Here is an 11,224-nt window from a genome sequence, read left to right on the forward strand (position 1 = left end):
GCTCTTTTACGTAGGCCTTACCCACCGGCTCATCCACAACTACAGCTTCGATGTTACCATGCTGAAGATCTAAGAATGCCTGGGGATAATTATCATAACGTTTGATTTCCTTAATATCAATCGCTTTGCCTTCGTAGTCCTCCTTACCGTCTTTCATATCGCTAACAAAATCATCGGCCGTGGTAGCTATTTGCACACCTATACGTTTTCCGGCAAAGTCCTGTTCATCGTCAATTTCGTCATAGTCCGTACGAACTACAATAACCTGACCGGCTTCATAGTACGGATCGGAAAAGTCCATTTTTAACATTCGATCCGCCTTAATGGTAATACCGGCAATAACCATGTCGAACTTCTTCGCTTCCAAACCGGCAAATAAAGTCTCAAATGCTGTGTCCACTACCTCCATTTCGACGCCCAGCTCTTCACCGATAACGTCAGCCAAGTCCTTGTCGAAGCCCTCCACCTCTCCCTTAGCATTTACGCTCTCAAACGGCGGGAAAGCAGCGTTAGTTCCCCATTTCAGCACCTTTTTCTCGGCCTCGGCTCCGTTGCCCTGCTCGGCCGGTTTGGGGCTACAACCTGTAAGTACCAAAGCCACAGCCACAACCAACACCAAGCACCACGTTAGTAGTTTTTTCACTGTGTGAACCCCCAATCAATGAGTTATTGTTCATGCTCATTATTATACAGAGTAAGGTATAATATTGCAAGCACTTTTTCTGGCTTTCTTTTTCCACTCAGATTCGGTTCGACATACTCCTAGGTTCCGCCCCAGCCGATTCCAACAAAAACCAACTGCTTTCCGTCAATTTTTTCCCAGCATTACCAGCTTTGTTACCCCTTCTGACTCCTTAGGACCGGCCTCCTTCTGTGGATAATGTGGATAAACCTGTTGACAACTCATAATTGATGCTTTTTATCTGTGGACAATTTTGGGGACGGTTGAGCAGCGCTGTCGAAGCTCAGCGAAAAGTCCCGCCCCTTTGTCGATATTAGGGGACTATCCTCCCACCACTCAAAACTCTGCCTGGCCCATGGCCGTCTGCATAAAAAAACAGAGGACAGACTCGTCTGTCCTCTGGCTATCTTCCCGGTTAGAACTCGCCGCCAGCCAGTCTTTGGGCCTGATAGCACTCCCGGCAGTACACCGGCCGATCCTCGCGCGGCTTAAACGGCACTTGGGTGGGTTGGCCGCAGCTGGCGCAAATGGCATCGTGCATTACCCGCGGGGCTCTCCCAGATCTAGCGCCTTGGGCCTGTTTCCGTGCCTGTCGGCATTCGCGGCAGCGCGAAGGCTCATTGGTAAAACCTTTCTCCGCATAAAACTCCTGCTCACCGGCGGTAAACACAAACTCCTGGCCGCAATCCCGACATGTTAGCACTTTGTCCTCGAAGGCCATACGAAAAAATCCCTCACTCTTTGAAGTTTTGCCATCGCTTAGCTGACCTGGTCTTTGCCCCCACACTCGCCTGCCGGAAGTCTCGCTCTGGGTCTTACCCCATTACTACTCCTTCTCTCTAGGCAAACAGTCTCCGGCCACCACCCACGGCCTTCCACCTTCCGTCCTAGGCAGGGCTTACCCCTAAACCGCACCATGCTCAGCAGCCACTAAGCTACCTTACGTGGATCGTTTTGCCCGCGGCTGGCATCGACTTTCAACCACAGACCTAAGCCAATGGTAGACTTATTATATGCTCGCTGGAAACAAAAAGCAAGCGGTTCGGAGTAGATTTTGGAGCTAAGCTCCTGGAATCATTCCTCACCGCTTCCAATCGACAAAAAGCCCCTCAGATGGTAATTCTTTCGGCCGATAGCCTTCGGCCGTCTGCCGCAGTTTATTCACCTGGTCCCGCTCGCTGTCCAAGCGCTGTTTCAGCTCGTGGAGCTCCTGCTCCAGCTCAATATTCAGCTCTATTGTTCTTCTCAGCTCAGCAATAATATGGTCTTCCGCCGTCTCCAGTTCAGTCCTAAACTCCGGCGGCAGCCGCTCCCCGGCTTTAGACCTAAGTTCCCTCTCCCGCTTTTGTATGGCCTCCACCTGCCGCATCAACTTTTCACGCTGCGAAAGAGCTTCCTCCAGCCGGTCGGTATCATTTTTCTTTACCGCTTCCAGTGCCCCTTGCGTTACCTCCCTCATAGCCTCCAGCAAAGAACCTTGGGCCTTAGTCGTCTTAACCAGCCGGCCAAACTCCCCCGCCCGCCTATCCTTAGCCCCCGACATTGAGCCCACCGGCAGCTCTAAGCTGCCTGTTTCCTTCCTGCAGCACCTGGGACCATGCTTCCCGCAACCCCGACAACAGCCCGGCTACTTCTTCCGCCGCTCCCGGGTCCTTTTTCACATTAGCCTCCACCAACCGGCGATACATATAATCATATAGCTGAGCCAAATTCTCAGCGATAGCACCGCCGGCCTCCATATTGAGTCCACTGGCCAGCTCTGCCACCGCCTCCTGCGCCTTAATCAGCAGCCCGTGCCCCTTCTCCAACTCCTCGGCCTCAAAAGCAGCCGCCCCATCCCGGGCCCACCGCCCGGCGGCATCATACAGCATCAAAACCAGCTGCCCCGGCGAGGCCGTACTCACCTGCATCTTCTGATATTGGCCATAAGCCTTGGCTCCGTACATAAGCATTCTCCTAACTTTCTTTATCCATAGTAAACAACACCCTATCATGACCTTTACACGGCCCCCTGGAAGAACCGCGTCTCCGTATCCGCCCGTCCCCTTGAGCCGCCACTCGCCGGCCGCCGGGTACTTCTCTGGCGGGCGCATCCTTCGGATACAGGCCACCGTGGCGTGAGGAAAGGACGGCAAACATCGTACCCATCGACCCCATCAAAGCAAGGGAACACCCTGGCTTAGTTCTTATTGCCGGTAAAGCCGGCCAGCTGCAGCGCCAGCCAGTTGCTTTGCGCCTGCAGCTGAGCCAACACCTTCTCCAACTGCACATACTGCCGTTTCAGTTGCTCCTCCCGCCGCACCAGCCGCTCCTCCATCCGTTCCGTCTGCTTCTGCAAACCCCTTATCTGGCTGGCGAAAGCTTCGTCCTTAGCCGTAAGAAGCCCCGTCTTATCCTTGGTCAAAGTCTCCTTAAAGTAACCTTCCAGACGGCTGGCCACACCCTGGTCACCAGTAAAAAGTGTCGCCACCGCTTCCGGATCTTCCTGCAAGGCTTCCCTCAGTTTAATTTCATCCAGATGGAGCGTGCCATCGGCCGAAACACCGGTGCCCACTTTGCCCGTGCTAATTCCTATCTGCGCTAAAGTACTCCACGGACCGGAGACGCCGTCAATCGGGCCGGTTACCAGTCCCCGCAGCCGGTACTGAATACCATTCAGAGCACTGTCACCAAAAAGAACTGCCCCCTGCTTGGTATCCTTATCCCAGGACTGTTTGTTCCGGTTCGCCTGCCACACCCGGTTGTATTCATCCACAAAGGCCTTAATCGCCTTAACCGCTTTATCCAAGTCCTGACCTACCGTCAGCCTCGTACCTTCGTACCCTTCCCAGCCGTCGCCTTCCACCTTTTTGCTAACCCCAGTAAGCTCCAGCGTCACCCCAGAGATAGCATCGTCTACCTTGTTACTGCTACGTACTATCTTTACTCCGTCCACATAAAACACCGTGTCTTGGCCCTGTTTCACATAAGCGCTGTCATTTACTTCGGGATACCCTTCCACTGGAGCATCCAGCCCCAGCTCCTGCCATAGAGCCTGGCCAGCCATATCTCCACCAAGTTCAATGTTCGAGTTTTCGCCTGTTTCCATGGCCGATAGTACCAACCGCCCATCCACTACAATGGCACTTACTCTTCTGTTTTTGTCCACATCTTTCGCATCTTTCATGGCCTCATTTATTTTCTGGGCCAGACCGGTTAGATTATCCTCTTCACCATACTCTATGTCCACACCATTTAATTGTATTGTTCCACTTCCCACGCCCAGCTCAGTCTCTGAACCAAACTGCTTGGACCACATTTGCTGGGCCGTGGCCAGCTGCTCTACCTTTATTGTATATGTAGCCGTCCCTGCTCCCGCCTTCGCCGTAGCCATCACCACTTCTTCATTGGCCGAGCTAGCCTTCATCCCCGTATAAGTACCCACCAGCTTCAAATCCGTCAGCTTACTTTGCAAAGCAGCCAGCCCCGAGCGCACATCGCGCCAAGCCGCCTGTTTCGCCGTGAGCATCGCCTCCCGCCGTTGCAGCGGCACAATATTCCGCTGTCGCTCCAGCGCCATGAGTTGGCTTACAATTTCCGAAGAATTAATCCCCGAAACCAGCCCATCAAAACTAATCGAACCGGCCATATTTCAAACCTCCACCTCATACCTTCTTATCCAGCAACAACCCCACCATCTGCCGAATCCTCGCCACCACCTCCAAAATCTCCGTGGGCGGCAGCTCCTTCACCACTTCCTGTGTCTTATTGTCAATCACCTGCACTTGCATCCGCCCGCTCTCCTCATGGAGCACAAAGCTCAGACGCTGGTTAAAAGCCTGCACCGTATCTTCTAGTACCAACGTAGCCTGCTCCAGATCTTCCAGCGTTGCTGCTGCCGTAACATCATCCTGTTTTCTATTACCATCACCTTTATTAGCATTTACCGCCACTGCCTCTTTCCCGGTCGGCATCGCCTGAGCCGGATCCCCCATCCCTACCAGGCTCACACCTCCCGGTCGGCTAATTGCATCTATCGCCAAGCTCTTATCCTCCTTCCACCGTCATGCGCTTTTTGGGAACTCGGGCGACCACAGAGTATCACCCCTACAAAATACTGCACCGCCTCGTAGGGGAGTGGCTCCGCCCCCTCCCGAAAAACATCTTACCTTATTAATCGGAAAAAACAGGAATAATCTTTAGCCCTCACGGTAAAAAGCAAACGCTTCTTGGCCCAAGACTAAAGTTCTGCCCCCGTTCGCCGATAACTAAAATAAGAGGTCCTAAACCAAAACAAACCAAACCAAGGAGAACCGTCCCAGGGCACAAAAGACTTGAAACACCAAGTTCCTTCGCTAACGCTTAGGATGACAGCTTTCGCAGATTTTGATTTTACTATGGTCTTGAGCCGTCCCCTTGGTTAACAGCAACATCGAAAGGAGTGATGCCTGGAACAAACGCCACCGGTTTTCGTACGGGGCACGGACGCCCCCGCGGCCAAAGGCCGCACACAATTCATCTGCAAGGAAGCAGACGAAAACCTTACCTTAAGGAGGAACAAAGGAACCATGGTTATCAACCACAATATCTCAGCCATGAACACCTATCGGCAGCTTAGTGTCAATACCATGTTCGGCTCTAGATCCCTGGAAAAACTATCCTCTGGCCTCCGGATTAACCGGGCCGGAGACGACGCTGCCGGCCTCGCCATCAGCGAGAAGATGCGCGGCCAGATCAAAGGACTCACCATGGCCGCCAAGAACGCCCAAGACGGGATTTCCCTCATTCAGACGGCGGAAGGCGCACTCAATGAAACCCATAGCATTTTGCAGAGAATGAGGGAGTTGGCGGTACAAGCCGCCACTGATACAAATACCGCTGACGATAGGGCCAAAATTCAGGTGGAGATGGACCAACTAGCACACGAAATTACTCGCATTTCCAATACTACCGAGTTTAACACGCAGAATCTCATGGCCGGCGGTTTGAACAACATTTTCCACATTGGTGCCAACCAGGGGCAGAACGTAGGCTTAAAGATTGCGGCCATGGATGCGCATAGTCTAGGTGTAGCGGCATCGAAAATTGAAACTACCGTGGCATCAATTAGCAACGGAATCACCGGTATTGACAGTGTGACGGAGAACCTTGGAGTTGGAGCAGAACTCGATATCACCGTCACTGATGCCGGATCGACCGTGGAGCAAGGTACTGTTGCGGGTGCGGTCGAAATGGTGGCTGACGACAGCTACACTGGTACCGAAAATAAACGGTTTACTATTGAACTAGTTAGTGTTCAGGGTGGCAGTGGGGAAGTTGATACCATTCGGTTCTCCACTGATGAGGGAAATACTTGGAGCAACGCAATTGCTCACGATGGCTCTGGTAAATTTGCTCTTGGTGATGGAGTGGAGATAACTGTAGCCACCGACACCGATAATGCAGCTGACCAGGCTGCAACGATTGATGTCACCCCAAGAAGTGCCACTCTTCAACTTCAAAATGATGCCGAGCCTTTAGGCAGTAGCGTGACTGTGTATGGTAATCAGACTAGTGTTGTAGTCGGCGATAGTGTGACAAATAGAACGGCCCACGTGACTTTTGATTTTGAAGATTTAGCTAGTGGTCAGGTTACCATTAATCAGTCGCTGGATGAGTCAACGGCGGCTACCGTAGATGCACAAGGAAATATAGTAACTGATGCCAAGGTCATGGCCGGTATTAACGTGTCTACCCAAGGTGCTGCCGATAAAGCAATTACTGTCATCAACAATGCTCTTGAGTCAGTATCCGCAGAACGTTCAAAACTCGGTGCCATGCAAAACCGCCTCGACCATACCATCAACAACCTCACCACCGCCTCCGAAAACCTCCAGGCCGCCGAGTCCCGTATCCGCGACGTAGATTATGCCGAAGCCGCTTAAGGCTAAGGCACAGTCGTCCTGGCTGGTAACAGCCAGGAGCATCATCGGGTGAATTGCTGGAAACCCCTTATAGCCTCCCGCCCTACAGCGCAGCCGGAAACAGCAAGCGCGAACGGCCAAAAAGCCGGGAGGATTGGGCAATCAGCAGCCGAGCCCCTGTACCGAAAGGTTGGGGAAGGTTCAACGACTAGGGCATACCACCTGCCGCCTAGAGCCACGGTGATGAAGCCCGTAGGGCGAAACTCCACGCCCGAAGCACCCGACACCCCACCATCTCCTTCCAGGTGACAGTCACCTGTAAAAACATGGGAACATGAGGGTGAAGATATAGTCTAGTCTAGATGGAAACATCTAGTGGCAACGATGGCCAAAGAAATGATGGAGTTCACCAAGAACAACATCCTCCAGCAAGCAGCTACCGCCATGCTGGCCCAAGCTAACATGATGCCACAAACCGTCCTACAACTACTTAGATAATAGCTTCGGTAATACAAGCGGCCCTGGAAGATTCCTGGGGTCGCTTCCTTTCGGTTTTGGTCAATATATAATAAATCCCAGCCTGCTTCGTGTGTCTATTATTGTGCTTGCAACCAGTTTTAAGATCATTGGTTAGGGGTGATATCATGTCCTGGGAAAGTCTCAAACATGAGGTGGAACAAGCCGATAACCTGCTAACTGTCACAATGGAACGACTTCGTGAGCTGAACAGTTCAGGTAAACTGGGCGTCCATGTCCGTAAACAGATTAGTAGGCAGCTAGAAGGAATGGGAATTGGACATGTTCCTGTTGAACTGCCTTCATATCAAGACGAGCAGGTCCGATTGTATAAGCGGGGTACTCCGGTTGGAGATCTTATCAGCATAGTGCTTTCACCGGGGGAACAAAATGACAGGATATTGGTCGAACGGTTTGGAAACGAAGCAACAGATTATTACTCGCTAATTGAAAAAATCCGGGAACTGGTATCGGAATGAAATAATCCCGGATGACAAAGAGACCAGCTAACTGTATGACACAGGGGGACGGTTCTTTTGTGTTGCGGTAAACTTAACACCATATTCGCCTATCACACGAAACGAGGGGACATCTCCCCTCGTTTCTCACATTGTGCGTGTACGGGCAAGGTCTCCGTGCCTGCCTGTTTGCTGTCTGGAAGACAGTATAATCACTACCTCGTAATTGAAAGAACTGGTACTCAGCTAAAAGTCATTCACTGATGGTATACCCATGCCCAATGTCCATACCCTGATACAGCAAAAGCCTAGCATCTATCCGTCATCTGTTATGTAATTCTAGTAGAGAGAACATTTGTTCGGGTGGTGTTGGTAGTGTCCTTTCTTTCACTCTTTTCCGGTAAAATGCTAGGTGATGGTTACATAAACCAAAATCCTGGGCGGCAGCCTCGCTTCGCTTTTATTCATACCAGTGATGATATAGGCTATGCCCGTCACTGCTTAAAGCTTTTTGCTCCTTATATCCCCTTTGGTAAAAAGGCTCTAAAAGAATACAGTTATCTTGATCCCCGTACAAAAAAGATATACTCACGTGTCCACTGTCAATCCCTTTCTTCTGCTATAATAACCGTGCAGCTTAAGCACTGGTATAAAGAACGAAAAATCATCCCGAAGGAACTGGTAGCAGAACATCTTGATGCCGCTGGCTTAGCTCTCTGGTTTCAAGATGACGGCAGTCTCAAAAGCATCGATCGCATTATACTCTCTGTAGAAAACTTTAGTCCTTTCGAAAGAAACTTCTTGCAGAACCTATTGAGCCAGAAGTTTCGAGTTGCTTCTACCATAGACAAGCAGAACCGGATTGATATTTCTTCACGCTTAGAAACACGGAAATTCCAAGCACTTGTCGAGCCTGATCTCCACCCCTCTATGGCCCGTAAGAATACAGCCAACCAATGGAAGCACTGGCAGGACTTATGGAAACAAAACAGCTTACCACTACCAGGGGTAAGCCGCACAACCATATATGTTCACCAGGATATCCACAACGCCGTTCATGGAAACGGTTTTTCCAAACAAGTAAATCAAATCTTAGACCATTGGCTGCCTCATACTTGGCAGTTACATATTTTAGACCCTAAACGTCGTTATCAGTGGTTAACTTCCCTACCTGAAATACCGTCGGGCTGCTATCCGCTGGGGCCCCGCCTGCGGCCTAATATCAAGACTAGGCTAATTATGGCCCAAGCCACCGGCCTCACTCGTTCGGAACTTATCACTCTAGCAATAATTGAAGGCCAGGTATAACATAAGCAAGATTGTCGACAAATCAAGCCTAAGTGCCAGACCCAGACAGAAGTGTCAGGGGACGGGAGTATTGACACACAAAGTCTAAGAGTTCAGAGCTACCATCCATTTGATAGCTCTTGCTATTATTTTATCGCCTTTAAGATGCCGATATAGGCTGCAGGGAAATGCAATCAGTAGTATAATTGAAAATTACAGGGTAGTTCATTCGTTATAGGGTACTTTTAAGAACGGGAACCTTACTTATGTTCCAAAGACGACATGAAAGCTTCTATAGCTTCTTTTCGGGATGAGACTAGCTTGTACGCGAGCAGTCCATCACGCTCGGCGATCCCGGCAACCACGGCAACTTCTATCAAGTTGGAATCTGCAACTTTCCATATGATACGGATGGATTTCTTGTCCACATAGATGCTCCTGAATCCAGAAAGCGGCCGGTTAAATCTGTTTTCCAGAACCTTCCCAAACTTGGTTGGATTCCTAGACAGCTTCCACAGCGCTTTAATTACTTTTATTTGGCGACTCTTATCCAGACTAAGAAAATCATCTGCAGCTGAAGGAAAGAACTTGACGTTGTCCGGGAGGAAGCTAGTCAGCATCGATTTCGACATCAGGAGCCTCCTCCAAATCTTCGAGTGTTATATTCGCTTGAGACACCACATCTTCTAGCGACAATAAGGGGCTTTTGATTGCTTCTTGTTCTATTATCCTATACGCTAACTCTAGCTTAAGCCGTAATTCTGCCGCCTCGTTAGCATTTTGCCACAATTCCTCGAAATTATCATAGCTTAGTATAGTTGCCTTTGGCTGGGAACCAGAAAACATCATAATAAAAGGCTCATTCTTAAGCTTTGGTTCGACGACACTTTTCCATTTTCTCTGAACCTCACTAACGTTAACAATTTGATCGCTGGAAAAAAGCGGCTTTTTCATGATCATATCCACTCCCACAGAATTATCCTCCCTTCCATATTATGCTTTTACTGCGTTCTTTTATACGCATTATCTACATATATTCTACCGTATCGATTGCATGCAAAGCAATACCATTTCAGACTAATTTACCCCGGTGAGACAAAAGTTAAAGCTAGCTTAAAGAGGGCCCGATGTAAGGTGAACGGGATTGTTGGCACATTTAGGCTAACGGGATGTTATGGGGACGAGATTATTGACACATCTATGCTCTTAAAACAACACCCCTGTTAATCCCTGTTACCCTCGCAATCTGTCTGATTGACAAGCCAGTACTTCCAAAAAGAAGCTACTGGGAGACTTATGTTAAACTAAGGCTCAGTTCTTCCAGGACCTCTTTGGCTTTGCCGATAATCTTGAGGTCGAATTTGCAGGCGGAGCTTGTGTCTTCGTTATTGATGAGCACGACTTTGCCTGGAGCTAACATGGGAAGCTCATTTACCGGTGAGACTTTTAAGCTGGTGCCGATGACAACCAGAAGGTCGCTTTGTCTGATGTCTCGTTCTGCTGAACCCCAGGCGTCTTTCGGCAAGAATTCTCCAAACAAGACCACGTTGGGTCGGAGTAGGTTTTGTCCACAGGCACTGCAATTTCTTCTATCCAAGAAGTCCTGAAGTTCGGCGGAGCTATTACACTGGTTACATCTTATTGTTTTGATGTTCCCATGAAGTTCGTACACGGATTTGCTTCCGGCTTGACGGTGCAGGCCGGATACGTTTTGGGTGGCAATGCTCTTTATTAGTCCTTTCCGTTCCAAGTCGGCTAAAACATGATGCCCTTTATGAGGTTTAACACCTGCTAGCATCTTGATGCGCATGGAGTAGAACTCATGAAACAAAGGATAGTTTTGCTGTAGCGTTGTCACACTGGCCACTGTGCTGGGATCCATCTTTCTCCACCAGCCGCTTTTGCTCCTGAAATCCGGGATGTTACTTTCGGTATCCATGCCTGCTCCTGTTAGAACTACCGTATTTGTTGCTTCTTTCATGAACAAGGCCAGGGTTTCTATTCCTTCTTTTATGCCCTGGCCGCTGTAAGACGCCTTCATTATGTATTCGCCTTCTTTCTAAAATTGTTCTGTTCGCTGAGACGGGGAGGAGCTGAAACGAGGGGACTTGTCCCCTCGTTTTCCTGTGTTTCAAAGTGCCAACCGGCAAATGGATCTTTCCTTCGTGGTCAAGAGAACAAACCACTGCCAGCTTGATTGGGTTATGTAAACACTATCCTAAGTTTTTATTCGCGAACTAGTGGCAATTTCCTGCCTAAATGTGAACTTCAAAGGAGGTCGCTAAGTAAATCACTGAGTATCTGGGCCGCCTTTAGCACTACTGGCCCGCATTTTTCTCTGTTGTTTGGGTCGCGGAGATCGCGGCAATGCAAGGACCCCAGCTCTTGTTCCGCTTGCC

At 49.8% G+C, this 11,224-nt stretch carries 12 protein-coding genes and 1 pseudogene; 4 read left to right on the forward strand and 9 right to left on the reverse strand.

Annotated elements, in window-relative coordinates:
• From GX016_05125 to GX016_05150, 6 genes are all read right to left on the reverse strand, one after another.
• The coding region (locus GX016_05125) for a transporter substrate-binding domain-containing protein (protein ID HHT70946.1) at positions 1 to 643 on the reverse strand (643 nt) is incomplete at its 3' end.
• A gap of 454 nt (positions 644 to 1,097) precedes the next feature.
• Positions 1,098 to 1,403 carry a zinc-binding protein gene (locus tag GX016_05130; GenBank protein HHT70947.1) on the reverse strand — a complete coding sequence of 102 codons (306 nt, stop codon included), beginning with the start codon at positions 1,401 to 1,403 and terminating at the stop codon, positions 1,098 to 1,100.
• 360 nt (positions 1,404 to 1,763) lie between these two features.
• A complete protein-coding gene (locus GX016_05135) occupies positions 1,764 to 2,225 on the reverse strand; it encodes a DUF342 domain-containing protein (protein HHT70948.1) in 462 nt (153 codons plus the stop codon).
• Complete coding sequence (gene fliS / locus GX016_05140; GenBank protein HHT70949.1) at positions 2,212 to 2,628, reverse strand: flagellar export chaperone FliS; 417 nt, start codon at positions 2,626 to 2,628, stop codon at positions 2,212 to 2,214. Before fliS ends, GX016_05135 begins: the two co-directional genes overlap by 14 nt.
• A gap of 233 nt (positions 2,629 to 2,861) precedes the next feature.
• Positions 2,862 to 4,310: a flagellar filament capping protein FliD gene (gene fliD / locus GX016_05145; GenBank protein ID HHT70950.1), complete on the reverse strand. Its 1,449-nt coding sequence runs from the start codon at positions 4,308 to 4,310 to the stop codon at positions 2,862 to 2,864.
• A gap of 16 nt (positions 4,311 to 4,326) precedes the next feature.
• Complete coding sequence (locus tag GX016_05150) at positions 4,327 to 4,704, reverse strand: flagellar protein FlaG (protein HHT70951.1); 378 nt, start codon at positions 4,702 to 4,704, stop codon at positions 4,327 to 4,329.
• A gap of 525 nt (positions 4,705 to 5,229) precedes the next feature.
• Between GX016_05150 and GX016_05155 the strand changes: the two genes are divergently transcribed.
• The 4 genes and pseudogenes from GX016_05155 to GX016_05170 all read left to right on the forward strand — a co-directional run bounded on the left by GX016_05155 (position 5,230) and on the right by GX016_05170 (position 8,846).
• Positions 5,230 to 6,585, forward strand: a complete 1,356-nt coding sequence (locus GX016_05155; protein HHT70952.1) for a flagellin — start codon at positions 5,230 to 5,232, stop codon at positions 6,583 to 6,585.
• Between the two features lie 363 nt (positions 6,586 to 6,948).
• A pseudogene (locus GX016_05160) lies at positions 6,949 to 7,062 on the forward strand (flagellin).
• A gap of 146 nt (positions 7,063 to 7,208) precedes the next feature.
• Positions 7,209 to 7,559, forward strand: a complete 351-nt coding sequence (locus GX016_05165) for a hypothetical protein (protein HHT70953.1) — start codon at positions 7,209 to 7,211, stop codon at positions 7,557 to 7,559.
• Between the two features lie 354 nt (positions 7,560 to 7,913).
• The gene (locus tag GX016_05170; GenBank protein ID HHT70954.1) at positions 7,914 to 8,846 is read left to right on the forward strand and encodes an endonuclease; all 933 of its coding nucleotides are present in this window, start codon (positions 7,914 to 7,916) and stop codon (positions 8,844 to 8,846) included.
• A gap of 239 nt (positions 8,847 to 9,085) precedes the next feature.
• On the opposite strand, the gene GX016_05175 is transcribed toward GX016_05170, so the two are convergent.
• The 3 genes from GX016_05175 to GX016_05185 all read right to left on the reverse strand — a co-directional run bounded on the left by GX016_05175 (position 9,086) and on the right by GX016_05185 (position 10,866).
• Positions 9,086 to 9,457: a hypothetical protein gene (locus tag GX016_05175; GenBank protein HHT70955.1), complete on the reverse strand. Its 372-nt coding sequence runs from the start codon at positions 9,455 to 9,457 to the stop codon at positions 9,086 to 9,088.
• Positions 9,435 to 9,785, reverse strand: a complete 351-nt coding sequence (locus GX016_05180) for a hypothetical protein (GenBank protein ID HHT70956.1) — start codon at positions 9,783 to 9,785, stop codon at positions 9,435 to 9,437. The genes GX016_05175 and GX016_05180 overlap by 23 nt, the downstream gene beginning before the upstream one ends.
• 334 nt (positions 9,786 to 10,119) lie before the next feature.
• Positions 10,120 to 10,866: an NAD-dependent deacylase gene (locus GX016_05185; protein ID HHT70957.1), complete on the reverse strand. Its 747-nt coding sequence runs from the start codon at positions 10,864 to 10,866 to the stop codon at positions 10,120 to 10,122.
• Positions 10,867 to 11,224 lie beyond the last annotated feature (358 nt).

Source organism: Bacillota bacterium (assembly GCA_012837285.1).
In the GTDB taxonomy this organism is placed as follows: Bacteria; Bacillota; DTU030; order DUMP01; family DUMP01; genus DUNI01.

Coding starts and splice junctions, on each gene's coding strand:
- GX016_05155 (HHT70952.1), top strand. CDS start 5,230: ATGGTTATCAACCACAATATCTCAGCCATGAACACCTATCGGCAGCTT.
- fliD (HHT70950.1), bottom strand. CDS start 4,310: ATGGCCGGTTCGATTAGTTTTGATGGGCTGGTTTCGGGGATTAATTCT.
- GX016_05165 (HHT70953.1), top strand. CDS start 7,209: ATGTCCTGGGAAAGTCTCAAACATGAGGTGGAACAAGCCGATAACCTG.
- GX016_05185 (HHT70957.1), bottom strand. CDS start 10,866: ATGAAGGCGTCTTACAGCGGCCAGGGCATAAAAGAAGGAATAGAAACC.
- GX016_05130 (HHT70947.1), bottom strand. CDS start 1,403: ATGGCCTTCGAGGACAAAGTGCTAACATGTCGGGATTGCGGCCAGGAG.
- GX016_05135 (HHT70948.1), bottom strand. CDS start 2,225: ATGTCGGGGGCTAAGGATAGGCGGGCGGGGGAGTTTGGCCGGCTGGTT.
- GX016_05180 (HHT70956.1), bottom strand. CDS start 9,785: ATGATCATGAAAAAGCCGCTTTTTTCCAGCGATCAAATTGTTAACGTT.
- fliS (HHT70949.1), bottom strand. CDS start 2,628: ATGTACGGAGCCAAGGCTTATGGCCAATATCAGAAGATGCAGGTGAGT.
- GX016_05175 (HHT70955.1), bottom strand. CDS start 9,457: ATGTCGAAATCGATGCTGACTAGCTTCCTCCCGGACAACGTCAAGTTC.